General features: G+C 68.9%; 22 protein-coding genes. 14 read left to right on the top strand and 8 right to left on the bottom strand.

Annotated elements, in window-relative coordinates:
- Positions 1-436 precede the first annotated feature (436 nt).
- The 3 genes from AC5RWT_RS18025 to AC5RWT_RS18015 all read right to left on the bottom strand — a co-directional run bounded on the left by AC5RWT_RS18025 (position 437) and on the right by AC5RWT_RS18015 (position 4,074).
- Positions 437-1,231: a gamma-glutamyl-gamma-aminobutyrate hydrolase family protein gene (locus AC5RWT_RS18025; RefSeq protein WP_494081355.1), complete on the bottom strand. Its 795-nt coding sequence runs from the start codon at positions 1,229-1,231 to the stop codon at positions 437-439.
- A gap of 5 nt (positions 1,232-1,236) precedes the next feature.
- A complete protein-coding gene (locus AC5RWT_RS18020) occupies positions 1,237-2,361 on the bottom strand; it encodes a glutathione S-transferase family protein (protein WP_494081354.1) in 1,125 nt (374 codons plus the stop codon).
- Between the two features lie 105 nt (positions 2,362-2,466).
- On the bottom strand, positions 2,467-4,074 hold the full coding sequence (locus AC5RWT_RS18015; protein ID WP_494081353.1) for a PucR family transcriptional regulator: 1,608 nt from the start codon (positions 4,072-4,074) through the stop codon (positions 2,467-2,469).
- A gap of 158 nt (positions 4,075-4,232) precedes the next feature.
- On the opposite strand from AC5RWT_RS18015, the gene AC5RWT_RS18010 reads away from it, so the two are divergent.
- From AC5RWT_RS18010 to AC5RWT_RS18000, 3 genes are all read left to right on the top strand, one after another.
- Positions 4,233-5,726: a CoA-acylating methylmalonate-semialdehyde dehydrogenase gene (locus tag AC5RWT_RS18010; RefSeq protein ID WP_494081352.1), complete on the top strand. Its 1,494-nt coding sequence runs from the start codon at positions 4,233-4,235 to the stop codon at positions 5,724-5,726.
- A gap of 78 nt (positions 5,727-5,804) precedes the next feature.
- The gene (locus AC5RWT_RS18005; RefSeq protein WP_494081351.1) at positions 5,805-7,175 is read left to right on the top strand and encodes an aspartate aminotransferase family protein; all 1,371 of its coding nucleotides are present in this window, start codon (positions 5,805-5,807) and stop codon (positions 7,173-7,175) included.
- 111 nt (positions 7,176-7,286) lie between these two features.
- Positions 7,287-8,378 (top strand): GTP pyrophosphokinase, encoded by a 1,092-nt coding sequence (locus AC5RWT_RS18000; protein WP_494042819.1) that lies wholly within the window; start codon positions 7,287-7,289, stop codon positions 8,376-8,378.
- 32 nt (positions 8,379-8,410) lie between these two features.
- Here AC5RWT_RS18000 and AC5RWT_RS17995 read toward each other — a convergent pair whose 3' ends face one another.
- Entirely contained in the window at positions 8,411-9,397 is a 987-nt protein-coding gene (locus AC5RWT_RS17995) for an MFS transporter (RefSeq protein WP_494081350.1), read from the bottom strand.
- Here AC5RWT_RS17995 and AC5RWT_RS17990 point away from each other — a divergent pair.
- From AC5RWT_RS17990 to AC5RWT_RS17945, 10 genes are all read left to right on the top strand, one after another.
- Positions 9,387-9,653 carry a hypothetical protein gene (locus AC5RWT_RS17990; RefSeq protein ID WP_494081349.1) on the top strand — a complete coding sequence of 89 codons (267 nt, stop codon included), beginning with the start codon at positions 9,387-9,389 and terminating at the stop codon, positions 9,651-9,653. The genes AC5RWT_RS17995 and AC5RWT_RS17990 overlap by 11 nt on opposite strands.
- A gap of 236 nt (positions 9,654-9,889) precedes the next feature.
- Positions 9,890-11,593, top strand: coding sequence for an amidohydrolase (locus tag AC5RWT_RS17985; RefSeq protein WP_494081348.1), 1,704 nt, complete (start codon positions 9,890-9,892; stop codon positions 11,591-11,593).
- The gene (locus AC5RWT_RS17980; RefSeq protein ID WP_494081347.1) at positions 11,590-13,026 is read left to right on the top strand and encodes an NAD(P)/FAD-dependent oxidoreductase; all 1,437 of its coding nucleotides are present in this window, start codon (positions 11,590-11,592) and stop codon (positions 13,024-13,026) included. Before AC5RWT_RS17985 ends, AC5RWT_RS17980 begins: the two co-directional genes overlap by 4 nt.
- Positions 13,027-13,159: 133 nt before the next feature.
- Positions 13,160-13,660 (top strand): methylated-DNA--[protein]-cysteine S-methyltransferase, encoded by a 501-nt coding sequence (locus tag AC5RWT_RS17975; RefSeq protein ID WP_494081346.1) that lies wholly within the window; start codon positions 13,160-13,162, stop codon positions 13,658-13,660.
- Between the two features lie 50 nt (positions 13,661-13,710).
- On the top strand, positions 13,711-14,235 hold the full coding sequence (locus AC5RWT_RS17970; RefSeq protein ID WP_494081356.1) for an RNA polymerase sigma factor: 525 nt from the start codon (positions 13,711-13,713) through the stop codon (positions 14,233-14,235).
- Complete coding sequence (locus AC5RWT_RS17965) at positions 14,232-14,864, top strand: methylated-DNA--[protein]-cysteine S-methyltransferase (RefSeq protein WP_494081345.1); 633 nt, start codon at positions 14,232-14,234, stop codon at positions 14,862-14,864. The genes AC5RWT_RS17970 and AC5RWT_RS17965 overlap by 4 nt, the downstream gene beginning before the upstream one ends.
- The gene (locus AC5RWT_RS17960) at positions 14,861-15,526 is read left to right on the top strand and encodes an alpha-ketoglutarate-dependent dioxygenase AlkB family protein (RefSeq protein ID WP_494081344.1); all 666 of its coding nucleotides are present in this window, start codon (positions 14,861-14,863) and stop codon (positions 15,524-15,526) included. Before AC5RWT_RS17965 ends, AC5RWT_RS17960 begins: the two co-directional genes overlap by 4 nt.
- An 86-nt stretch (positions 15,527-15,612) precedes the next feature.
- Positions 15,613-16,215, top strand: coding sequence for a DNA-3-methyladenine glycosylase I (locus AC5RWT_RS17955; protein WP_494081343.1), 603 nt, complete (start codon positions 15,613-15,615; stop codon positions 16,213-16,215).
- 150 nt (positions 16,216-16,365) lie between these two features.
- Positions 16,366-16,758, top strand: a complete 393-nt coding sequence (locus AC5RWT_RS17950; protein ID WP_494042828.1) for a universal stress protein — start codon at positions 16,366-16,368, stop codon at positions 16,756-16,758.
- A 3-nt stretch (positions 16,759-16,761) separates the two neighbouring features.
- The gene (locus AC5RWT_RS17945; RefSeq protein WP_494081342.1) at positions 16,762-17,613 is read left to right on the top strand and encodes a DNA-3-methyladenine glycosylase family protein; all 852 of its coding nucleotides are present in this window, start codon (positions 16,762-16,764) and stop codon (positions 17,611-17,613) included.
- Positions 17,614-17,655: 42 nt separating this feature from the next.
- On the opposite strand, the gene AC5RWT_RS17940 is transcribed toward AC5RWT_RS17945, so the two are convergent.
- The 3 genes from AC5RWT_RS17940 to AC5RWT_RS17930 form a co-directional block, all read right to left on the bottom strand.
- The gene (locus AC5RWT_RS17940; RefSeq protein WP_494081341.1) at positions 17,656-18,567 is read right to left on the bottom strand and encodes an aldo/keto reductase; all 912 of its coding nucleotides are present in this window, start codon (positions 18,565-18,567) and stop codon (positions 17,656-17,658) included.
- A 68-nt stretch (positions 18,568-18,635) separates the two neighbouring features.
- A complete protein-coding gene (locus AC5RWT_RS17935) occupies positions 18,636-19,901 on the bottom strand; it encodes an MFS transporter (RefSeq protein WP_494081340.1) in 1,266 nt (421 codons plus the stop codon).
- 166 nt (positions 19,902-20,067) lie between these two features.
- Complete coding sequence (locus AC5RWT_RS17930; RefSeq protein ID WP_494081339.1) at positions 20,068-21,414, bottom strand: NAD(P)/FAD-dependent oxidoreductase; 1,347 nt, start codon at positions 21,412-21,414, stop codon at positions 20,068-20,070.
- 261 nt (positions 21,415-21,675) lie between these two features.
- Between AC5RWT_RS17930 and AC5RWT_RS17925 the strand changes: the two genes are divergently transcribed.
- A complete protein-coding gene (locus AC5RWT_RS17925; protein WP_494081338.1) occupies positions 21,676-22,290 on the top strand; it encodes a hypothetical protein in 615 nt (204 codons plus the stop codon).
- On the opposite strand, the gene AC5RWT_RS17920 is transcribed toward AC5RWT_RS17925, so the two are convergent.
- Positions 22,287-23,714 carry an L-serine ammonia-lyase gene (locus AC5RWT_RS17920; RefSeq protein WP_494081337.1) on the bottom strand — a complete coding sequence of 476 codons (1,428 nt, stop codon included), beginning with the start codon at positions 23,712-23,714 and terminating at the stop codon, positions 22,287-22,289. The genes AC5RWT_RS17925 and AC5RWT_RS17920 overlap by 4 nt on opposite strands.
- Between the last annotated feature and the right edge of the window lie 51 nt (positions 23,715-23,765).

Raw genomic sequence — 23,765 nt, 5'->3', positions numbered from 1 at the left:
CGGAGGACTGCTCCGCGGCAGCCAAAGCTGCGGCGGGAGGTTCAGCTGGTGCCGGATCAAACATGAGTGCGTCTCAATCTTCAGCATGCCCACAGGGGGCGGCATCGACTACGAACGGTCGCGGAACAAAGCCCGCAGACGCCATCAGGAAACCCCAACCTGACGGCCAACGATTGGTGCTGAACTGCTGCTGAAAACAGCCTATAAGCCGGGTCGGACAGTTTCGGCTGACAGGAAATTGGGCCATCACGGGGAGGGCCGCGTAGGCGCCGACCGTGGTCCTAAGGGCGCAGACGTGCCAAGGGCCGACCTGCTCGCAGACGGCAAGAACATGGCACTCATGAGGAAGGGCAGCTCACGGCAACGGCTCAAGACGAAACCGGCCGATGCCGGACGCGTTAGGGCCTCGATATTTCGCTGCCCGGACGGATTGCCCCTACCCGGCCATGCCTACCGGAGTCTGTTGGCAGGCAGCGACGAAGGGTTTGAGCAATGCGTGGAGTTGGCCGTCGGGCGAGCCGGGCTCTTCGGGATGCCATTGCACGGCGAGCAGCCAGCCTTCATCGGGACGGGCTAGTTCCACGGCTTCGACCACGCCGTCGGCCGCCGTGGCCACCACGCGCAGTCGGTCACCGAGTCGGCGGATTGCCTGGTGATGGCCAGACTGGACCGTGATGGCGTCGGTGCCGAGTGCACCGGCCAGCAGGCTGTCGGGTGCGATCTGCACCGGGTGGCTGGCCATGGGCGGCTGCGGTTGGTGGATCTTGTGGAGGGAATCCGGGCCCAGGTCTTCAATCAGTGAGCCAGCGAAGGCAACGTTGATGAGCTGGAGCCCGCGGCAGATGCCGAGCACGGGACGGCCGTTCTCGATGGCGCCGTTGACTAAGTCGATTTCGACCTCGTCCGCTCCGGTATCCACGCAGTGCACGGTGGGTTCGTCGGTGTCGCCGCCGTAGCGCGCCGGGTCCACGTCGCCGCCGCCGAGGATGACCACGCCGTCGTAATCCAGGGCGCTGAAGACGTGGCCGGAGGCCGAATTCAGGACGATGGGTTCCGCTCCAGCAGCGCTCAGTCCGTCAGCGGCCCGCTGGGCCAAATCGGCCAGGACCTTCGAGAACCACCCCGGATGGGACGGCGCGTCCCGCACGTAGCTGACGGCAATCCGAGGGCGGGCACCGCCGTCGTCACCCACGGGGCGGGCACCGCCGTCGTCATCCACAGGGTGGGTCACGGCGATCAGGCGGGGTAGAGCGGGTTGTGGCCGGGGGTGACGCGTTCGGATTCCCGCACCGGGCCCGGCGCGGTGCCGTTTCCGAACGGGCTGCCGCCGAGGGCTTCGCGGCCGTGCTCGGTCAGCCAGCCGGAGAGGTCCGGGCCTTGCGGGACGATCCGGGTGGGGTTGATGTCCTCGTGCACGATGTAATAGTGCTGCTTGATCTGCTCGAAGTCGGTGGTGTCGCCGAAACCCGGGGTCTGGAACAGGTCGCGCGCGTAGCCCCACAGCGCAGGCATCTCGCTCAGCTTGTTCCGGTTGCACTTGAAGTGGCCGTGGTAGACCGCGTCGAAGCGGGCCAGGGTGGTGAAGAGGCGGACGTCGGCCTCGGTGATGGTGTCGCCCATCAGGTAGCGCTGGTTGGTGAGGCGCTCCTCGAGCCAATCCATGGCAGTCCAGAGCCGGTCGTAGGCGGCGTTGTAGGCTTCCTGCGAGCCGGCGAAACCGCAGCGGTAGACGCCGTTATTAACCTCGGTGTAAATCCGCTTGATGACCGGCTGCATCTCCTCGAGCTTGTCGGCCGGGAGCAGGTCCGGGGCGCCGTCGCGGTGGAAATCCTTCCACTCGGTGGAGAAGTCCAGGGTCATCTGCGGGTAGTCATTGGTGACGACGGCGCCGCTCGACTCCTCGACGATGGCCGGCACGGTGATGCCGCGGGGGTAGTCCGGGAAGCGCTTGAAGTAGTTCTCCTGCAGGCGCTCGGTACCCAGCACCGGGTCCCGGCCGTCCGAGTCCAGGTCGAAGGTCCAAGAGCGGGCGTCGTGGGTGGGGCCGGGCAGGCCCAGCGAAATGGCGTCTTCGAGCCCCAGCAGCCGGCGCACGATGATGGCGCGGTTGGCCCAGGGGCAGGCGCGGGCGGCAACCAGGCGGTAGCGGCCGGCCTCCACCGGCCAGGCTTTGGCGCCGTCGCCTAGCCCGCCGTTCGGGTTGCCGATCGTGCCACCGGTCGGCCCGTCCGAGGCACGGACGGCATCGGGATCGGCCACGATCCGGTCCTCGATGTAGCTGGTGTCCCGGTCGAATTCTTCGCCGCTGTGGACGTAGGCGCCTTTGGTGCTGAATTGTGCCGTATCGCTGGTGTGGCTCATGCTTCCACCATATCTGCGGGCGGGCTTCGATGGGATGGGCAGCTGTTCGTTCGGCCGGTTCGGCCGGGTGTTTGGGGTCCGTGTGTTGTGCGTCCAGGCTTTGGCTCAGCTGCGCAGCTTGTGCAGCAGCAGCGCAACGTGGAGCGAGGTTCGCGACTCGGCGTCGTCCAGCGGAACGCCAAGCTTTTCCTGCAGCCGCGCCAGCCTGGCGTACAGGGTGGGACGGCTGAGGTAGCCGTTGCGCGCGAGCAGCGCCTTGTTCCCTCCGGATTCCAAATAGTGCAGGAGCAGGTCGAGGGCTTCGGCGTCTTGGGCGATGGGGGCGAGTTCGGCGTCCGCGAAGGCGGCCGCCCGCGGGTCGTCGCGCAGCATGGATAGCAGTCCGCGCAGCCGGACATCGGCCGATCGGTAGAACCGCCGGTCGCTGCCGAGCCCCGCGGCGGAGCCTAGCCCCGCCGCGGATTCGGCCACGTGCGCGGCTTCGTCCAGTCCGGCCGCGGCAGCCAGCAGGTCCGGCCGGCCGCGGCCTACGCCAACAGCCCAATCGACGCTGGTTTGCTCGGCCAGCTGCCCGCACAGCCGTTCCAGCACCGGGTCTTCCAGTTGCTTGGCGGGCACGGCCACCAAGAGCCCGAGGGCGCCGGCTTGCAGGCTGGCGGCCAGGGCCGGTACCCGGGCTTCCGCCAGCACGCCGTGCAGCAGGTCCAGCAGCGCCCGCTCGCGCCGCTGGACTTCGATCGGTTCCTCACCGGGCCGCCGGCTTAACCGGAACACCACCGGCAGGTACACCGGAGCCGCGGACAGGCCCAGGGCGGCCGCGCGGGCTAAGGCTTCGTGTTCTTCCAGCGCCCCGGGTCGGCGGAGTTCGTGCAGCAACCCGGCGCGTGCCTGATGGCCGAGTTCGCGCTGGTCCCGTTCGGCCATCCGGTTGATGGTCAACGCCTGGCCGGCCCGCTCCAACACCATCGCGCCGTCGCCGTCGACCTCCGCTGGTCCCGCGGATGCAGGCACCACCAGGCGGCCCCAGCGCTGGCCGCGCACACCGACGGGCGTCTGTAGCCATCCCGCGGCCCCGGCCCGTGCTGTCTCCTCGCGGTAATGCACCAACCGCGACCGTTCGGCCCACCCGGTGAGCAGTTCCGATGTTGGGACGCCGGCGGACGCGAAGGCCAGCACGAGATGCGCCACGTCCTCCAGCACCACCGGCGCACCCATCAGCTCTGCCGCCCGCGCCACGATCTCCTCCGGGGAGGCGTTTTCCAAACTGAGCATGGTAAAAACCTCGTGCACCTGCCGCGACCGCTCCAGCTGCGCCAACTGCCCGGACACCAGCATGCGGTGCACCACCTCGGTAACCTCCACAAACCGGATCCGCCGGCTCAACAGGACGACGGGCAGTTTGGCTTCGCCCGCGGCCCGGCGCAGTGCCGTCTCCGCCTGCGGCCGCTGCGCGGTGATTTCGACGACGACGCCGGCGGCACCTGCCGCCGCCAGCTCACCGAGATACCGGGCTGCTTCCGCGGCCGAGTCCTCGAAGGCCAGACCGGTGGTGAGGACCAACTCGCCGCCTTCCAGCAGACCGGCGAGGCTCCTCAGTTCCGCCACATGTACCCAGCGGACGGACGCGCCCAAGTCATCGATACCTGCCAGGATCTCCGGTGCTCCGGCGCGCACCACTTCCAGGCCCAGGACATCCTGCACAGTCAGCGTCATTGACACAGTGTAAGGCTGACAGGAATATTTCCGACGTGATGTAAGTGGTGCGCACGATGATGGCGCCGGATGATGATGCCAAGACAATGGATTCGGCACGCCTCGCCCCCGTACAGGCGCCCGCTGCGACAAGCAAGGAACTACCCCGAGGAGCACCCATGCAGACAGTTCAACACTGGATCGACGGCAGCTACGTCAACCCTGATCCGGAGGGCCGGCTGGGCGAGGTGAGCAACCCGGCCACCGGCAAAGTCTCGTCCCGCGTGGCTTTGGCGAGCACCGCCGTCGTGAATCAAGCGGTGCAGGCGGCGGCGGCGGCGTTTCCGGCGTGGCGGGACACGTCGCTGGCGCGGCGCGTGCAGATCCTCTTCACCTTCCGCGAACTGCTGAACGCCCGCAAGGGCGAGCTGGCCGCGATCATCACGGCCGAGCACGGCAAGGTGCTGGACGACGCGCTCGGCGAGGTGTCCCGCGGGCAAGAGGTGGTGGAGTTCGCCTGCGGCATCCCGCATCTGCTCAAGGGCGGCTACACCGAGAATGCTTCCACCAAGGTGGACGTCCATTCGGTGCGGCAGCCGGTGGGTCCGGCGGCGATCATCTCCCCGTTCAACTTCCCGGCGATGGTGCCCATGTGGTTCTTCCCGGTGGCCATCGCCGCCGGCAACACGGTGGTGCTCAAGCCCAGCGAGAAGGATCCGACGGCGGCCAACTGGCTGGCCGAGTTGTGGAAGGAAGCGGGGCTGCCGGACGGCGTGTTCAATGTGGTGCACGGCGACAAGGAGTCCGTGGACGCGCTGCTGGAGCATCCGGAGATCAAGTCCGTTTCCTTCGTCGGTTCGACGCCGATCGCCCGCTACGTCTATGAGCGCGGAACGGCCGCCGGCAAGCGGGTGCAGGCGCTGGGCGGGGCGAAGAACCACATGCTGGTGCTGCCGGACGCGGACCTGGATCTGGCCGCGGACGCCGCGGTCAACGCCGGCTACGGCTCCGCCGGCGAGCGCTGCATGGCGATTTCCGCGGTGGTGGCGGTGGAGTCGGTCGCTGACGAGCTGGTGGCCAAGATCGCCGAGCGCACCGCCAAGCTGCGCGTGGGCGACGGCATGCGCGGCACGGACATGGGGCCGCTGGTCACGGCGGCGCACCGGGACAAGGTGGCCGGCTACATCGCGGCCGGCGAGGATGCCGGCGCCGAGCTGGTGCTGGACGGGCGCACGGTGGAACCGGATGCCGAGGGCGACGGCTTCTTCCTGGCCCCGACGCTGTTCGACCGGGTGACGCCGGAGATGTCCATCTACACCGACGAGATCTTCGGGCCCGTCCTGTCCGTGGTGCGGGTGCCGGGCTACGACGAGGGGTTGGCGCTGATCAATGAGAACCCGTACGGCAACGGCACCGCGATTTTCACCAACGACGGCGGGGCCGCCCGCCGCTTCGAGAACGAGGTGCAGGTGGGTATGGTGGGCATCAACGTGCCGATCCCGGTGCCGATGGCGTACTACTCGTTCGGCGGCTGGAAGAACTCGCTGTTCGGCGACAGCCACGCACACGGCGCCGAGGGCGTGCACTTCTTCACCCGCGGCAAGGTGGTGACCACCCGCTGGCTGGATCCAAGCCACGGCGGCATCAACTTGGGTTTCCCGCAGAATGCTTGATCCGGCTGGGCCGGCACGCGACTGCCGCAGCTGCCCCGCCGAGCCAACCGTCCGCCGTCGTAGTTTAAGGAGAGACAGATGACCACAACCACCGGCTCAGCGTTGAGCGCCGAGGAACTGGAAGCCGGCCGCCGCGCGTACCAGCTGGACCGCCAGCACGTGTTCCATTCCTGGTCCGCGCAAGAACTGATCACGCCCATGGTCATTAGCCGGGCGGAAGGCTCTTGGGTCTGGGACGGCGAGGGCAACAGGCTGCTGGACTTCTCCTCGCAGCTGGTCAACACGAACATCGGCCACCAACACCCCAAGGTCGTGGCGGCGATCCAGGAGCAGGCCGGACAGCTGTGCACCGTGGCACCGCAGCACGTCAACGCCGCCCGCTCGGAAGCCGCCCGGTTGATCGCCGAGCTGACCCCCGGCGATCTGGACCGGGTCTTCTTCACCAACGGTGGCGCCGAGGCCGTGGAGCACGCGGTGCGGATGGCCCGGCTGCACACCGGCCGCTACAAGGTGCTCTCCGCCTACCGCTCGTACCATGGCGGCACGGCGCTGGCCGTGAACATCACCGGCGACCCGCGGCGGGCGGCCAACGACTACGGCAATGCCGGCACGGTCCACTTCCATGCGCCGTTCCTGTACCGCAGCCAGTTCCATGCCGAGGACGAAGCGCAGGAATGCCAGCGCGCGCTGGAGCATCTGGAAACCACCATTCAGCTGGAGGGCGCCGACCGCTTTGCCGCGATCGTGCTGGAGTCCATCCCCGGCACCGCGGGCATCATGGTGCCGCCGCCGGGCTACCTGCAGGGTGTCCGCGAGCTGGCGACCAAGTACGGGATCGTGTTCATCGCCGACGAGGTGATGGCCGGCTTCGGCCGGTCCGGCAAGTGGTTCGCCATTGACCACGCCGGCGTGGTCCCGGACCTGCTGACCTTCGCCAAGGGCGTGAACTCCGGCTACGTGCCGCTGGGCGGCGTGGCGATCTCCGAGGCGATCTATGCGACCTTCGCCAAGCGGGTCTATCCGGGCGGCCTGACCTACTCCGGACATCCGCTGGCCTGCGCCGCGGCGGTGGCCACGATCAACGCCATGCGCGAGGAGCAGATGGTGGAGCATGCCGCTTCGCTGGGGACCGATGTGTTCGGCCCGGGGCTCGCGGAGCTGGCGGCCAAGCACCAATCGGTCGGCGAGGTGCGCGGCGTCGGAGCCTTCTGGGCGGTGGAGCTGGTGAAAAACCGGGCCACGCGCGAGCCGCTGGCACCGTACGGCTCCTCGAGCCCGGAGATGAACGAGCTGATCGCCGCCTGCAAGTCCCGCGGGTTGCTGCCGTTCGCCAACTTCAACCGGATCCACGTGGTGCCGCCGCTGAACATCAGCGCGGAGGACGCCCAGACCGGCCTGGCCATCCTGGACGAGGTGCTGAAGCTGGCCGACGCGCACGCCGAGGGCTAAGGGCCGCGGGGCCGGGCGGGGCCGGGCCGCTTGTCCGGTACCGGCCCTCCCGGCATGCCTTGGTAGGTTATTCAGAGCCACACACACCTACCGCAGGAGAGCCAGGCACGCATGGGCATTCATTGGGACCGGTTGGACGAGCGGCTGCGGGCGCAGGTGGAGGCGAACACCGCGCGGTACGAGCGGGTGCGCCCGGCGCTGGCAACCGTCACGTCCCAATTGCAGTCGGGCATCCGGGACATTTTCGGCAATGCCGAACTGACGCCTTTGTTCGTCACCGCCCGGACCAAGAGCGTCGAGTCGTTCCGGGACAAGGCGTCGCGGATGCTGCAGCCGGCCGAACCGGGTGATGCCCCGGCGTTGGAGTTCCCCGATCCGTTGCGGGAGATCCACGATCTGGTCGGTGTCCGGGTGATCGTGAGCCTGCCCCACGAAATCCGCGAGGCCGCCGCTTTGATCAAGCGGCAGCGCAGCGACTTCGACTGCCGTGCCGACCGGGAGAAGGACATCGGCTCGATCGAATCCGGCACTTATGGCTACGCCAGCCGCCACCTGATCCTGCGCACGCTGCAGAACAACACGGTCAAGGCCTACCAGCAGGCCCTAGGCGAACCGGCCCGCGCCACCGGCAGCTACCTCTTCGAAGTCCAGATCCGCACGATCCTTTCGCACGCGTGGTCCGAACTGGAGCACGATATCCGCTTCAAGTCCTCGGATCCGCGCGCCTGGAGCCCCTATTTCGACCGGCAGTTCACCGCCACCGCAGCCATGTTGGAGGCGGTCGAGTCGGCCTTTGCCGAGCTGCACGAGCGCTACGAAACCGTCACCGGCTACTGGGACGAAGAGGGCGAAGGTGCGGCACCGCTGACGCCCCGCCGGGTCCGCGAGGTGTGGCAGACCCTGCTGCCGCATGTGGACCGCAAGTCCGACGACGACTGGGGCTGGGCCGCGGAACTGTTGGCCGCGCACGGCCTGAAGACCACCACCGAGCTGGCCGCCTTGTTGAATCCGGAAACCATCACGGACGTCCGCGCCGCCCTGGAGCACCGCTACTCCCCCGGCCCGGACCGGCTGCTGGACGACCTGCTGCTCTGGCGCTTCGGCCGGAGCCACATCGAGCTCACGGCCGGCGAGGACGAACACCGGCGCGATTCGCTGCAACGCCGCTTCCGGCAGCTGGAAACCTACCGTCAGGGAATCTAGCGGGCACGCCGCGGCCCGGCGCACGGCGCGGGCTAGGCGGCGAAGGCGAAGCGGTCCCGGCCCACCAGCAAGCCGGTGGCGGCCTGCAGGACGGCGATGATGCAGAGCAAGGTCAGGGAAGCCGCCCAGGCGCCGGACGCGGCGAAGAGTCCGCCGAAGATCGGCGGACCAGCCGCGGCCAACAGATAACCGATCGACTGGGCCATGCCGGAGAGCGCGCTCGCCTCGCGGTGCGTACGCGTGCGCAGGCCGAAGAGCGCGAGCGCGGTGACCAGCGAACTGCCACAGCCGAAGCCTGCCACCAGCACCCAGAACAGCATGATCTCGGGCATCAGCAGGATGCCCAGCACCCCGGCGAGCACCAGCAGCGGCGGACCCGAGGCAGCCAGGCGCTGCGTCGGCCCGCGGAGGACCACCGGCGTCAGCAGGCTGGACACCACGCCGATCAGCTGGAACATCATCAGGTCCCAGCCGGATGCCAGTCCGCTGCGGCCGTGGAAGCGTTCCAGCGTGGGCAGCCAGGTGATGAGTATGTAGAAGATCATGGACTGCAGGCCCATGTACAGCGTCACCTGCCAGGCGATGCCGGATTTCCAGACCGAGCCCCTGACCAGGGCCGGCGCCGCCGCCGCGTCGCGGGCCCTGTCGGAAAGTTGGCTGCCTCGGCGCAGGCGGGGCAGCCAGAGCAGCACGGCCGGCACCGCCAGCACCACGAAAGCGGTCAGGGCGAAGCGCCAGCCGGCCGGTTCGCCACCGATCGGAACGAGCGAGAGCGGCACTGCGAGTCCGGCCCCCAGCGAGGCACAGCCGCCGAGCACGGCGGAATAGCCTCCGGTGAGCGAGGCCATCCGCTCCGGGAAGTCGCGTTTGAGCAGTGCCGGCAGCATCACGTTGCAGACAGCGATGGCGGCGCCGATCAGCATGGTGCCGATCCACAGATTCGCCAGGGAGCCCGGAATGGGTCTCAACAGCGTCCCCGCAACCAGCAGCAGCAGGGCACCGAAAACCGTGCGTTCCACACCGAACTTCTCGCTGAGGCCGTGCGCCAGCGGGGGAGACCGCGCCGAAGGCCAGCAGCGGCACCGCGGCCAGCACGCCCAGGGCGGCAACACCCAGACCGGTCTCCGCGCCGATCTGGTCCAGCAGCGGGCCCACGCTGGTCAGCACCGGGCGCAGGTTGGCGGCCACCACCAGGATGCCGGCAATCAGCAACCCGGCCGAGAGCGCCCGGCTGGTCCCGCGGGTTTCCCGCACGGCCACTCCCTTCCACAATAGGTAGTCTCAGGCAACTGTATGCGACAGGACACAGAAAGGGGCACCCTGTCCGCGCAGGAACTGGACGTCCCGCGCGGAGGGTGCACCTCCGCCGTCGTACTCATGCGGCGGCCGGAGCCCGCGAGGCAGGCCACCGAAAGTCGGCTGGCCGAAAACCGTTGACAAAGTTCTCCGCCCCCTGTGTCATAAGTGAAACTCGTTCATTTCCGGCAGGCGCCGGGGACCCAGGAGCGGCCATGGCGGCAGGTTGGATTTTCCACTCCGGCAGGATCTTCGATGGCCTGCGCCTGCATCCGACGGCCACGGCAGTTGCCGTCACTGGCGGAGTCATCACCGCCGTCGGAACCGATGCCGAAGTCCGGGCGGCCGCGGGGCCGGATGCCACGGCCGTGGACCTGCGCGGCCGGCTGCTGGCACCCGGCTTCACCGATGCGCACGTGCACGCGGTGATGGCGGGGCTGGAACGGCTGGGCTGCGACCTGTCCGAGTGCGCCGGAGCCGAGGCCGTGCTGGCACAGATCGCCGCATCCGCTGCGGCCGGCTCCTCGGCATCCGGCAGCGGCTGGATCACCGGCGGCGGCTGGCACAAGGCGGATTTCCCGGGCGGTTATCCCAGCCGCCAGACGCTGGACGCGGTGGTTCCAGGCCGGCCGGTCTATCTGGTCAACGCGGACCACCACAGCGCGTGGGTCAACACCAGGGCGCTGGAGCTCGCCGGAATCGACGCAGCAACCCCCGATCCGGAGGACGGACTGCTGGAGCGCGACGCCGGCGGCTTCCCGAGCGGGACGCTGCATGAGGGCGCCATGGATCTGGTGAATCGGGTCATTCCCCGCGCCACGGTGGAGGAGATGCGGGCCGGGCTGCTGGAAGCCCAGCGCTATCTTCACTCGGTGGGCGTCACCGGCTGGCAGGAGGCGATCCTGGGCGACTACGCGGGCTATCCGGAGGCCAGTGCCGCCTACCGGGCGCTGTTGGACCAGGGCCTGCTGACCGGCCGCGCCGCGGGAGCGCTCTGGGTACCGCGGTCCACCACCGTGGAGTCGGTCCCGGACCTGGTGGCCGAGTTCGTCGGGCGGCGGGAGCAGAATGCGGCCGCCGGTTTTCGCACCACCAGCGCCAAAATCATGGTGGACGGTGTGCCGGAGAACCGGACCGCGGCCATGCTGGAGCCGTATCTTCAGCCGTGCGCCTGTGAAGGCATGGCAGCGCACGACGGCGGTGCCTCCGCCGGCGCGGACCGAGGGCTGAGCTACCTGCCGAAGGAAGTGCTGGTGGCAGTGGTGGCGGCACTGGACGCGGCCGGATTCGATCTGCATCTCCACGTGATCGGCGACCGCGGGGTGCGCGACGGGCTGGACGCCGTCGAGCACGCCCGCCGTGCCAACGGCCGCGGCACGGGGCGGCACCACATGGCGCACCTGCAGATCATCCACCCCGCGGACGTCGCCCGCTTTGGCGAACTGGGCGTCACCGCGAACCTGCAGGCGCTCTGGGCCTGCAACGACGCCCAGATGCGCGAGCTGACCGTGCCGTTGATCGGCGAGGAGCGCGCAGGCTGGCAGTACCCGTTCCGCTCCCTGGCCGCGTCCGGCGCCGGGCTGGCGATGGGCTCGGACTGGCCCGTTTCCACGCCGGATCCGTGGCAGGCCATCCATGTGGCGGTCAACCGCAGCCACCCCGATGACGGCTCGGACGAGCCGCTGCTGCCGGGCGAGGCGCTGTCCCTGGAGGCGGCGCTGGCCGCCTACACCTCCGGCTCGGCGTGGCTCAACCGCCATGACGACGGCGGCCGGATGATCCCCGGAGCCCCGGCCGATCTGGTGGTCCTGAGCGTCGACCCGTTCAGCCTGCCGGTGTCGGAACTGCATACCGTCGGCACGGACATGACGTTCGTGGCCGGCGCACCGGTGTTCGAGCGGCAGGCGGTGCGGGCATGAAAACGTTCTACGACCGGGCAGAAGAAGAGATCCCCGCAGCCCGGATCGATGCGGCGCTGGCCGGGGCATCCCCCACGCCGTACTGGTTGGATGATCCTTCCCGCCCTGAGTCGCTGCCGCCCTTGCGTGGCTCGGTCACGGCGGACCTTGCGGTGGTCGGCGGCGGCTACACCGGCTTGTGGACCGCGCTGCTGGCCAAGGAACGCGACCCGGAACGCTCGGTGGTGCTGTTGGAGGGCAACCGGATCGGCTGGGCCGCCTCCGGCCGCAACGGCGGATTCTGCGAGGCCAGCCTGACCCATGGCAGCGCGAACGGGCAGAAGCATGTGCCGGAGGAAACCGAACTGCTGGGCAAACTGGGCCTGCAGAACCTGGACGAGATCGAACAAGCCCTGGCACGGTACGGAATCGATGCCGGTTTCGAGCGGACCGGAACACTCTCGGTGGCCACCGAAGAGCACCACGTTGCCTGGCTTCAGGAGGGAGCCGCAGAGGACCCGGCGCTGGAGTTCCTGGACCGGTCCGCCGTGCAGCGGGAGGTCGCCTCGCCCGCCTACCGGGCGGGGTTGCGGGACCGGCACGGGACGGCGATGGTGCACCCGGCCAGACTGGCGTGGGGGCTGCGCGACGCCTGCGTGCGCGCCGGCGTCGAAATCTATGAACACACCCCGGTGCGCTCCCTGGCAGGGCGGGCGGGCTTGATGGCGCTGCGCACGGACTTCGGCTCGGTGGCAGCCCAGCGGGTGGCGCTGGCGACCAACGCCTTTCCGTCGCTGCTGGCGCGCACCCGGCTGCACACCGTCCCGGTGTACGACTACGCACTGATGACCGAGCCGCTGAGCCGGGCGCAGCGGGAAGCACTCGGCTGGGCCGAACGGTTCGGCCTCTCGGACAACGACAACCGGTTCCACTACTACCGGCTGACCACCGACGCCGACGGCCGGGATCGGATGCTGTTCGGCGGGTACGACGCCGTCTACTATTACGGCCGGTCGCTCCGGCACAGCCACGAGCAGCGCCCGGAGACGTTCCGCCGGCTGGCCGCCCACTTTTACGCCACGTTCCCGCAGCTGGCCGACGTTTGCTTCAGTCACGCGTGGGGCGGCGCCATCGACACCTGCAGCCGCTTTTTCTCCTTCTTCGAGACCGCGTACGGCGGCCGGGTGGCCTACTGCGCCGGCTTCACCGGCCTGGGCGTGGGCGCCTCGCGCTTTGGCGCCAACGTGATGCTGGACCTGCTCTCCGGCCAACCGACCGAGCGCACCCGGCTGGAGCTGGTGCGGAAGAAGCCATTGCCGTTCCCGCCCGAGCCGCTCGCCTGGCTGGGCGTCAAGCTCACCACCGCGGCCATGGTCCGCGCCGACCGCAACCAAGGACGCCGCGGCCCCTGGCTGAAAGCCATGGATGCGGTCGGCATGGGCTTCGACTCCTAATCCGCTAGTCTGCGCCGGAATCGCTGGGGGCAACAGCACGGCTGGCCAGCCCGCAACAAAACAACCGAAGCCTCACGTTTCAACGCGCGGGAACGTCTGCACAGGAGAGAATGGAAGCGGACGAAGGAGCGCCATGACCCGCGTGCACACCCTCATCGGTACCCCGGTCGGGGAGCTGACGGCCGTCGCCGAGGACGGTTCGCTGACCGCGCTCTACTTCCCCAGCCACAAACGGATGCCGGACGCCGCGACGTTCGGCGAGCGCACCGCCGTCGGCTTCGAAGCAGTCACCGAACAGCTGGCGGAGTATTTCGCCGGCCAGCGCAGGGAATTCGACCTCCCGCTGGCGCCGAGGGGCGACCCTTTCAAGCTGAAGGTGTGGGCTCTGCTGCGGGAGATCCCGTACGGCCAGACCCGCTCCTACGGACAGCTGGCGGCAGCCCTGGGCGATGTGCATCTGGCGCAGGCAGTGGGCTACGCCAACGGCAAGAACCCGATTTCCATTGTGGTGCCGTGCCACCGGGTGGTCGGCGCGGACGGCTCCTTGGTGGGCTATGCCGGCGGGCTGGAACGCAAGCGGTTCCTGCTGGAACTAGAGGAGCCGTCCGAGGTGAAAGCCGGCAAGCTTTTCTGATGCGCCCCACCTCACGAAGCCGGGCCGGCAGCCGTCTACCGAGTGTGCAGATGAAACCCTTCGAGCAACTGGTTACCGACCATGGCCCTACCGTCCTGCGCGTCTGCCGGGCGGTGCTGGGACCCGGCCCGGATGCCGAAGACGCTTGGTCGGAAGCGTTTCTGTCCGCGCTCAAGGCCTATCCGGAGCTGCCCCCGGATGCGAACCACGAGGCATGGCTGGTGACCATCGCCCACCGCAAGGCCATCGACGCGGTCCGGCGGCGGGCCCGGACTCCGACGCCCACAGAGCACCTGCCCGAATCGGCGTCCTCGCTGGGCATCCCCGGGAATGACGACGACGAACTGCGCCAGGCCGTCGCGGCCCTGCCCCTCCGGCAGCGCGAAGCAGTGGCGCTGCACTATCTGGCCGGACTGCCGTACGCCGAGGCCGCCGAACTCACCGGTTCCACCACGGACGCGGTCCGCCGCGCAGCCGCCGACGGCATGGCCAAACTGCGGGCGTTCTACCGGCGAGGCCACCAGCGCGCCGCGGAGGTGGCCGCACCCGTTGCAAGCGAAGGAGCATTCCGATGACAGCCGAAGGATCCGCGGTCCAAGACACCGTGGCCGGAGAAGAACTGGACGTGCTGACTCGTCTGGACCCGGCACAACTGGAGCGGCTGCACAGCCGACTGGAACGTGAGGCGGCGGCCGCCGACGCGGTCGACCTTGCCTACACCACCACCGACACTCCGGTCGGAAAGCTGCTGCTGGTCGCCACGGAAGAAGGCCTGGTCCGCGTGGCCTTTGCCAGCGAACACCACGACGACGTGCTCGCCGGTCTGGCGGGAACGATCAGCCCGCGCATCCTGCGCTCCCCTGCGCGTCTGGCGGCGGCCGTCCGGCAGTTGGACGAATACTTCGCGGGCCGGCGGCGCTTCTTCGACCTACCGCTGGACCGGCGGTTGTCCAGAGGATTCCGCGCGGAGGTGCTCAACCACCTGCCCGAGATCCCCTATGGCCGGACCGAGAGCTACGCGCAGGTGGCCGCCGCCGTCGGGAATCCCAAGGCCGTGCGCGCCGTGGGCAGCGCCTGCGCCACCAACCCGCTGCCCGTCGTCGTGCCCTGCCACCGCGTGCTGCGCTCGGACGGCGCCTTCGGCGGTTATCTGGGCGGGCCGGATGCGAAGGCCTACCTGCTGGGCCTGGAGGCAGCGGCGTGAGCACCTTGTTCGACGACGCTCCGGCCGGTCCGCGGGAGATCGCGCCGGGCGCGGTGCATGTGCCGGGCTGGCTGGCCGTGGAACAGCAGCGGGAGTTGGTCGAAGCCTGCCGTGAATTCGGCCGCGGGCCGGTCCCCTACCGTGCGGCGAAGCTGCCAGGCGGCCACGAGATGAGCGTGCGGACGCTGTGCCTGGGCTGGCACTGGGCGCCCTACAAGTACACCCGCACGGCCGACGACGTGAACGGCGAACGCGTGCTGGACTTCCCTGGCTGGCTGGCCGAGTGGGGCCGGCGGGCACTCGTCGACGCGTACCAAGACCCGGCTGCGGGCCGGGATTACGAGCCGGACACCGCGCTGATCAACTTCTACGACGACACCGCCAAGATGGGCATGCACCAGGACAAGGACGAGCAGGCAGACTTCCCCGTGGTGTCGCTCAGCATCGGCGACGACTGCCTGTTCCGCTTCGGCAACACCGAAACCCGCACCAAGCCCTACACGGACATCCGGCTGCACTCCGGGGACCTGTTCGTCTTCGGCGGGCCGGCCCGGTTCGCCTACCACGGCGTGCCCAAGATCTACCCGGGCACCGCCGACCCCGACTGCGGGCTGACCGGCGGCCGGCTGAACCTGACCATGCGCGTGACCGGTCTCGGCTGAACGGCCCCCACCTTGTCCACAGCACTTTGTCCACAGCGCTGGAGCAGGACCGGACAACACCCGGCGCGCTAGGAGAGAATCAGTCCATGGAGAAAACCCCTTCCGGCGTCGTGCTCTGCGAGGACGGCCTGGCCCGGCCGGCCTGGGCCGCCACGGATCCGCTGCTGCGCGAGTACTACGACACGGAATGGGGCATGCCGGTCCGCGGCGAGCAGGGCGTTTATGAGCGCATCACCTTGGAGGGTTTCCAGGCCGGGCTCTCCTGGGCCACCATCCTGCGCAAACGCCCGGCCTTCCGGAACGCGTTTCACGACTTCCAGGTGGACACTGTCGCCGCGTTCACCGAGGACGACGTCGAACGCTTGATGCAGGACGCCGGCATTGTGCGCAACCGTGCCAAGATCCACGCCGCCATCACCAACGCCAACGCCACCATCGAGTTGCGGGCGGAAGGCGGTTTGAGCGACTTCGTCTGGTCCTTCCAGCCTGACAGCTCGCCGTCGCCCAACCACATCGGGGAGGTGCCGACCACCTCGCCCGAATCCGTCGCGCTGTCCAAGGCGCTGCGCAAGCGCGGCTTCGCGTTTGTCGGGCCCACCACCATGTTCGCCCTGATGGAGGCCATCGGCATGATCGACACCCATCTGGTGGACAGCCACCGCCGCGGCTCCTCCGGCGTCTGGAACTAAAGGCCCCGTTTTCACAATCACTTCACGCATCCGGCTGCACGCTGAGATGCGTGCCACAATAAGGTCCACCCGCTGGCTTCGCGGGCCCCGGACGTGCGCGCCCGGCCGCACGCCAGACACCGCCAGGAGTTATCCGGTAAGGAGACCACGTTGACGATTCTTGTTGCCTACGCCCCGCGTCCCGAAGGCCGAGCGGCCCTGAGCAAGGGCATCCAGATGGCCACCCAGAACAACGAGAAGCTAGTGGTCGTCAACGCCAGCCCGGGCGGGACGCAGAAGGACGAGTCGTTCTCGGACGCCCACGACGCGGCATGGGTCCAGCAGGAACTGCACAACTCCGGCCTGGACACCGAATTCAAGCAGTTCGTCCGCGGCAAGGACGCCGTGGAGGAGATTGTGGATCTGGTCGAAGAACTCTCCGTCTCGCTGCTGATCATCGGCCTGCGCCGGCGCTCTCCGGTGGGCAAGCTGCTCCTTGGCAGCACCGCCCAGGAAATCCTGCTGACCGTCGATTGCCCGGTCCTGGCGGTCAAGGCCCGCTGATTCATGCAGGTCAACCTGCCGCTGGCTCCCCCGTTCGACGCGCCCGCCGCGCTGGCCGCCCTGGCCGCCCATGCGGTCCCCGGCCTCGAGCGGGTCGATCCAGCGGCCGGCACCTGCACCCGCCTTTTCAACACCGGCACCGGCCCGGTGCCGGTCACCGCCACCCTCTCGCCTGACTCGGTCACTCTCGACGTCGGCAGCGATTCCCCTGCCATCGCGGCGGAGATAACGGCGGCGGTGCGCGGCTGGCTCGATCTGGAGCTGGAACCGGAGCGGGTGGCGGCGATGTTGGGCGGTGACGCCGTGGTCGGTCCGCTGATTGCCGCCCGCCCTGGCCTCCGGATCCTCGGCTACCCGGACGGTTATGAAGGTGCCGTCTCCACCGTGGTGGGCCAGCAAGTTTCGCTGGCAGCAGCCCGCACCTTCGCTGGCCGCCTGGTGTCCGCCTTCGGCTCCCCCGTTGGCGACCTGGCCTTGTTCCCCACCGCGGAGACGCTCGCAGCGGCCGGGTCGGACGCCATCCGCGAGGCCGTCGGCCTGACCAACGCCCGCGCGCGCACCGTCCAGGCCCTGGCCGAAGCCTGTGCGGACGGGTTGCGCATCGCCCCTGACGCCGACCACGCCGATACCCGCCGTCGCCTGTTGGCGTTGCCCGGCATCGGCCCGTGGACGGTCGAATATCTGGCCATGCGCGCCCTGCACGACCGCGACGCCTATCCGGAGGGCGACCTGGTCCTGCAGCGGGCCCTCGCGGTGAAGACCGCCAGACAAGCCCGCGAGCTCGGGCAAGCGTGGGCTCCGGTCCGCGCCTATGCGGTCTTCCATCTCTGGACCGCGTCGGCGTACTTGCCGTAAAGCAATCCGAAGCGGCCGCGCGTGGTCAGTCCTCGCGCGGTGTTACCCGCGGCCGGCTGATCCTGCCCGTTCGATCCGTTCCAGCAATTCCGCCGGCAGCTGGAGATGGGGAACCCGCAGGTTGGAGCGGAGATGACCCGGCTTCACCGTGCCGATGACAGCGCTGGAGACTCCGGGATGGTTCAGCGCGAAGGCCAGCGCAATCTCGCTCGCCGCGAAGCCGTCGACGTCGTTGATGAACCGGTATTTCCGTCCCTGGACAAACTTGTGCCGGTGGTTCTTGAGCGCCCGCAGCAGGTACCAGACGTCGCTGGGTCCGCCGATCTTGAAGATGTCCCGCGAGTACAGGGTCTGCGCGAGCGGCGACTTGAGTTTAACGCCCACCCCGGCTTCCTTCGCCTCGGAGATCACTGCCTCCAGCGAGCGGTCCACGATGTTGTACTCCACCATTAGTGCGTCGAAGATGCCCAGTTTCAGCGCTTTCTTGGCTCCGCCGCGGCCGGTAGAGACGCCGAGCGCGCCGACCGTCCCCCGCTCCTTGAGCTTCAGGACGGTTTCGATGGCGGGATCGGCCGGGTGAGGGAATCCGTGGAAATGCAGCAGCGGCAGGTGGTCGATCTGCAGCCGCCGCAGGCTTGCGTGCACGCTGTTTTCAATCGCCCGGGGCGAGTAGTCCTTCACATTGCGGTTGTTGATCCAGTGGGAACCCGCCTTCGTGGAGATGACCAGGTTCTCCGTCCGGCCCTTGAGGATGCGGCCCAACCGCTCTTCGGCGTTCCCGCGGCTGTAGTTCGGGCCGGTGTCGAAGGCGGTGATGCCGCCTTCGAGGGCCTGATCGACCAGCTGCGCCGCTTGCCGTTCAGGGAATGCCTTCATCCCCCAGTATCCGCCGGCACCGAAGCTGAGTTCGGAGACCTGCAAGCCGGACTGTCCTAGCGAGCGTTGTTTCACCATGCCCCTCTCTGCGGTCACCGGGACCGCCGCAAACCATCCAGCCTAGGCCATCGGGGCCGCACGGGGGTTCAGCGGACGGCGCCGGTGCGGTTGCCGTAGGCGCGCAGAGCGAACCCCAGCACCGAGCAGAGCAGGTAGCCGGCGCCGACCAGCAGCCAGCCGGTGTGGAAGCTGCCGGTGGCCTCCAGCAGCAGGCCCATCAGCAGCGGTCCGGCCGCGAAGCCGGCATACATTCCCATCGACACGATGCCCGAAGCCGTCCCGACCCGCTGGGCCGGAACCACGCGCATCACGCCCGCCATCACCACCACGTTGGCGCCCAGCACGGTGGCGCCGTGCAGGATGACGCCCAGCCAGAGCAGTGCCGGTACGTCGAGCGTCCCCGACGCGAGGAAGGCGGCGGCACCGGCAAGCGCGCCGAACCCGAGCAGGATGAGCAGGGTGGAGGCCCGCACGCCCTTGGCCATCCGGCGCCCCCACAGCACGCGGGAGGTCACACCGACGACGCCGGACACGCCGGCTGCCACGCCGCCCATGACGAGGCTAAATTCCAGCTCCCGGACGGTGAACAGCGGCAGGTAGACGTTGGTGGCCTGCATGCCCAGGCCGGCGAGCAGAGAGTAGCCGGCGAACAGCCAGACCGAGAGCGGGAACCGGGTCTGCGCGCCGTCACTCTTCGGCGTTGCCGCGGACCGGGAGGTGGCATTGTCACTGCGATGTGTACCGCGCGGCGGCGAGGTGGCGGCGGAAGGCGCGGGCACCGCCGTCGTCATGGGGTTTTCCGGCAGTTTGCGCAGGCCGTAGAGGAGCAGCCCGACGGCGACGACGGCGGCCAGCGCGGTGGCGCCTTGCCAGCCGGCCCACAGGGCAACGACGGGGAAGAACAGGCCGGCGAAGAGCTGGCTGCCCTGGACGCCGGACTGCTTCACGCCGATCCACCCTGGCCGCTTGGGAGCCGGGACCTGCGAGATGATGATGCGGTTGGTGGTCGGGTTGGAGATGGCCTGGGCGGGGCCGGCCAGCAGCGCGGCGATCACCAAAACCAGGTAGCTGTGGGCCAGCGAGGCGATCACCAAGGCAACGGCTGTGCCGGCAAAGATCAGCACCAGCTGGGCCCGGTTGGAGATCCGGTCGCTGAGTTTGCCCAGCCACATGCTGCACACCGCGGCGCTGGCGAAGATGGCGGTGGCCAGCAGGCCGAACTGGCCCTCGCTGATGTCCAGGTCCTCGATGACCAGCGGGCTGACGGTGCTCAGGCCGTAGTTGAGCAGCGGGCCCACGCCCATGGCGCACGTCAGGACAAAAAGCAGCGCGCCGCTGGGCTGTTTGGACATGCTGCACTCCTTGCTGGCGGATCGGGCTCCGTCCAGCAGGGTACTCCCAGTGCCGCCCCTTCCCCGCGGCAGGTGTCGCAGCGGTCCGGGCCCGCACCGTAACAATGGAGAGTTAGCTCACCTTTGCCTGCGCCGATGCGACGAACTCAATCGGCGGGCAGCGGTCCTATTTCTTGCCCTTCTGCGTATCGGCGTGCGCGTCCACGAAGGCCCGCCGCGGATGCCGAGTGGCGCCCATCGAGGTGATGTCGCGGTCGCCGAGGATCAGCGAGCTCCAGCCGGCCAGCAGGCGCCACTTGTGGATCCAGGTGGGCAGCGCCAAGCCGTGGTAGCCCATCGCCGCGTACCAGGCCGGCTTGCCCTTGATATCGCGGCCCAGGATCTTGGCCGCACCCCGGCCGACGCCGTAGGTCGCAACCGTGCCGAGGGTCTTGTGCCGGTACTCCGCCGGACCCTGGCCCTGCACCGCGTTGACCACATTCTGGGCCAGCACCTTGGCTTGGCGCACGGCGTGCTGGGCGTTCGGCGGGCAGTAGGCGGGTTGCTGCTCGGCTGCCAGGTCGGGAACCTGGGCGCAGTCGCCGGCGGCCCATGCCCCGTGCACCACCTGGCCGGCATGGTCGATGACCTGCAGCCGGGCATTCGCGTTCACATGCCCCTTCGGCCCGCGCGGGACATTGGTGTCGTCCAGCACCGGATTGGGTTTCATGCCGGCCGTCCAGATGATCAGCCCGGCGGGAATGCGTTCACCGGTGCTGAGCTCGGCGACCGAATCTTCGCAGGAAGGCATGGTGGTCTTCAGCCGCACGTCGATGCCGCGCTCACGCAGGTGACCCAGGGTCCACTGGGACAGAGTCGGCCCCACCTCGGGAGCCACCCGGTCCAGCGCTTCGATCAGCACCCAGCGCAACTGGGAGCGGTCCAGCTCCGGGTGTGCGTCGACGGCGAGTTTGGACAGATCGCTCAGCTCGGTCAGGGCCTCGACGCCGGTATAGCCGCCGCCGACCACCACGAAGGTGAGCGCCTTGGCCCGCTCTTCCGGGTCGCTGGTGCCGGCCGCCAGGGCCACGTTGTCCAGCACCTTGTCCCGGCAGTAAATGGCCTCTTCCACGGTCTTGAAGCCGATGCCGTGCTCTTCCAGCCCCGGAGTGGGGAACGTCCTGGTCACCGCGCCGACGGCGAAGACCACCTGGTCGTAGTCCAGCGAGAGGTCGCCGCCGCCGATTTCGCGCAGCTTGGCGGTCTTGGCCTGGACGTCCAGGGAGACGAGCTTGCCGCGGACAATGTCAACGTTTTTGAGCGCACTGCGCAGGTTGACGGTAACGATCCGCGGTTCGATTTCACCGCCGCCTACCTCAGGCAGCAGCGGCTGGTAGGTCATGTAGGAGTTCGGCTCCACTACGGTGATCCGCGCCGCCTCCGGCCCCAGCCGCTTGCGGATCCCCCACGCCGTGTACAAGCCGACGTAGCCGCCGCCCAAAATGAGAATGTGAGGCGTCGCTGAAGTAGACATAGTCCAGGCTCCCTCCCTGTTGTCGACAGTGATTCAGTGGTCCTGGTGCATCCTTCGCCGGCTGCCTTCCGGGCCGGCCTGCGGCCACCCTAACACCGGACCGGGCGCAGCTAAACCCTCGGCCCGGGCGCAGCCGCCGACAGGGCCGGTATTCCCGCGGGCGAATCCACCGGCGTGCCCTGCCCGTTCCGGCGCCGGCGGCGACTTACAATGTGCTCAAGTGCCTCCGTCAGTGGGGCTGTTGCGGGGGAGCAGGACGCGGTGGAGGCGGTAAAGCACACGGTGCGCGGACGGTCGCTCCGAACCTACCGCAGGGCACGCACCACCCTGATCTGCGTGGCGATCTTCTGGCTCTGGCTGCTGCTGGGGGCCGCCGCGTTCGTCGCGGGCATGTTCGACTCCCCCACCAAACTCTTCCTGGCGATGTATGCCGGCGCCGTGGCCGTGTTGGTCTCCATCCCGATTGGCCTGCTCGCGGCCATTTTCATGCTGCTCAATCGGCCTGCGGCGCAAGACCGCCGGCCCGCCGTGGAACGGCTTTCATCCGCGGCCGGCCGAGCCAAAGAACTGGGCAACAAGCTGGGTCCGGCGGCCAGCGGCCTCGGCACAGCCACCAAGGCCCGCGTGGGACAGCTCCGCTCGGGTGCGCAGCAGCTGCGCGGAGCCGGGGAACAACTGCGTTCGCACGCCGGGCGCCAGCGGGACGCCGGAGAGCAGCAGCAGTCTGTCAAACGTTTGCCCTCCGCCGCTCCCGGCGCCGGCCCCAAGCCGCCGGCTCCCCGCAGGCCGCCGATGCCGCCGCGGCGCCCGTCCGGGCCGCCGAGCCTCGACCGGTCAGGCCGGGACTACCGCGGCCTGGATGATGTGGCGTCCTAGCACTCCACCACGTTGACGGCGAGGCCGCCGGTCGCGGTCTCCTTGTACTTGTCGCTCATATCGCGTCCGGTCTCCCGCATGGTCACGATCACCTGGTCCAGCGACACCCGGTGCGTGCCGTCGCCCATCAGCGCCATCTTGGCCGCGTTCACGGCTTTGGCGGCCCCGATCGCGTTCCGCTCGATGCACGGGATCTGCACCAGCCCGCCAATCGGGTCGCAGGTCAGCCCCAGGTTGTGCTCCATGGCGATTTCGGCCGCGTTCTCCACCTGCATGGGGGTTCCGCCGAGCACCTCGGCCAGGCCCGCGGCCGCCATCGACGATGCCGACCCGACCTCGCCCTGGCAGCCGACTTCCGCCCCCGAGATGGACGCCTGTTCCTTATAGAGGACTCCGACCGCGCCGGCGGTCAGCAGGAACTTCACCACCACCTGCTCCTTGTCCTCGCGCGTGGCGTGCTCCATGCCCGGGGCGTAGTGGGTGGCGTAGAACAGCACGGCGGGGATGATCCCGGCGGCGCCGTTGGTGGGCGCGGTGACCACCCGGCCGCCGGAGGCGTTTTCCTCGTTCACGGCCAGCGCCACCAGGTTCACCCATTCCTGCCAGTACTTGTGGTCCCGGTCGGGGTCTTCCTGGCGCAGCCGCTCATGCCATCCCGGCGCACGACGGCGGACGTTAAGTCCTCCGGGCAGGTCGCCTTCCCGGCGGATCGCCGAATCCTTGCACTCCTCCATCACATCGTAGATGTGCACCAGCCCGGCCTCGATCTCCTCACGCGTGCGGGAGGCCTCCTCGTTGAGCATCATGATGTCGCTGATGCCCAGGCCAGTGCTGCGGCAATGTTCCAGCAGTTCGGCCGCGGTGCGGAACGGATAAGGCAACTGCTGTTTGGAGGACTCCAGCTCCTCCTGGGCGGCTTCCTCTTCGCCGTCGCGGACAATGAATCCGCCGCCCACGGAGAAAAAGGTGGCTTCGTGCAGAACCTGGGCGTCGCCGTCGTCCGTTGCTGAAAGCACCTGGAAGCGCATGCCGTTGGTGTGCCGCGGCAGCACGGTGAGCGGATGCAGCACCATGTCCTGCACACCGTAGTCCAGCGGCCGCGCGGTGGCGCCGGGCAGTTCCCCGCCCAGCTGCAGCCGGCCGGTCGCGGCGATGTCCGCCAGCCGTTCCTCCACTTGCTGCGGCAGGATGGCCTCCGGTGCGAAGCCCTCCAGTCCCAGCAGCACGGCGGTGAAGGTGCCGTGGCCGCGGCCGGTGGCGGCCAGCGAACCGTACAGGTCCACGCGGAGCCCGCCCACCTTATCCAGCAGGCCGGCATCGGCCACCTCGCGCACGAACACGGCGGCGGCCCGCATCGGGCCCACCGTGTGCGAACTTGAGGGGCCGATGCCCACGGAGAAAAGGTCGAATACGCCTACAGCCATGCAATCCCTGTCCTTTCGGCGGTGGGGAGATACGGCGGTGCCGTCCCCGCG

Source organism: Arthrobacter sp. Dra40 (genome assembly GCF_059091905.1).
The sequence above is the reverse complement of the archived record's forward strand: the minus strand, read 5'-3'. Positions and strand labels throughout refer to the sequence as shown.

Excerpts from the sequence above, each read along its gene's own strand:
- AC5RWT_RS18000 (WP_494042819.1), top strand. The coding sequence starts at position 7,287 with ATGGGCATTCATTGGGACCGGTTGGACGAGCGGCTGCGGGCGCAGGTG.
- AC5RWT_RS17970 (WP_494081356.1), top strand. The coding sequence starts at position 13,711 with ATGAAACCCTTCGAGCAACTGGTTACCGACCATGGCCCTACCGTCCTG.
- AC5RWT_RS17980 (WP_494081347.1), top strand. The coding sequence starts at position 11,590 with ATGAAAACGTTCTACGACCGGGCAGAAGAAGAGATCCCCGCAGCCCGG.
- AC5RWT_RS18005 (WP_494081351.1), top strand. The coding sequence starts at position 5,805 with ATGACCACAACCACCGGCTCAGCGTTGAGCGCCGAGGAACTGGAAGCC.
- AC5RWT_RS17930 (WP_494081339.1), bottom strand. The coding sequence starts at position 21,414 with ATGTCTACTTCAGCGACGCCTCACATTCTCATTTTGGGCGGCGGCTAC.
- AC5RWT_RS17945 (WP_494081342.1), top strand. The coding sequence starts at position 16,762 with ATGCAGGTCAACCTGCCGCTGGCTCCCCCGTTCGACGCGCCCGCCGCG.
- AC5RWT_RS17955 (WP_494081343.1), top strand. The coding sequence starts at position 15,613 with ATGGAGAAAACCCCTTCCGGCGTCGTGCTCTGCGAGGACGGCCTGGCC.
- AC5RWT_RS17985 (WP_494081348.1), top strand. The coding sequence starts at position 9,890 with ATGGCGGCAGGTTGGATTTTCCACTCCGGCAGGATCTTCGATGGCCTG.
- AC5RWT_RS18010 (WP_494081352.1), top strand. The coding sequence starts at position 4,233 with ATGCAGACAGTTCAACACTGGATCGACGGCAGCTACGTCAACCCTGAT.
- AC5RWT_RS17975 (WP_494081346.1), top strand. The coding sequence starts at position 13,160 with ATGACCCGCGTGCACACCCTCATCGGTACCCCGGTCGGGGAGCTGACG.
- AC5RWT_RS17920 (WP_494081337.1), bottom strand. The coding sequence starts at position 23,714 with ATGGCTGTAGGCGTATTCGACCTTTTCTCCGTGGGCATCGGCCCCTCA.
- AC5RWT_RS17935 (WP_494081340.1), bottom strand. The coding sequence starts at position 19,901 with ATGTCCAAACAGCCCAGCGGCGCGCTGCTTTTTGTCCTGACGTGCGCC.
- AC5RWT_RS17965 (WP_494081345.1), top strand. The coding sequence starts at position 14,232 with ATGACAGCCGAAGGATCCGCGGTCCAAGACACCGTGGCCGGAGAAGAA.
- AC5RWT_RS18015 (WP_494081353.1), bottom strand. The coding sequence starts at position 4,074 with ATGACGCTGACTGTGCAGGATGTCCTGGGCCTGGAAGTGGTGCGCGCC.
- AC5RWT_RS17940 (WP_494081341.1), bottom strand. The coding sequence starts at position 18,567 with ATGGTGAAACAACGCTCGCTAGGACAGTCCGGCTTGCAGGTCTCCGAA.
- AC5RWT_RS18020 (WP_494081354.1), bottom strand. The coding sequence starts at position 2,361 with ATGAGCCACACCAGCGATACGGCACAATTCAGCACCAAAGGCGCCTAC.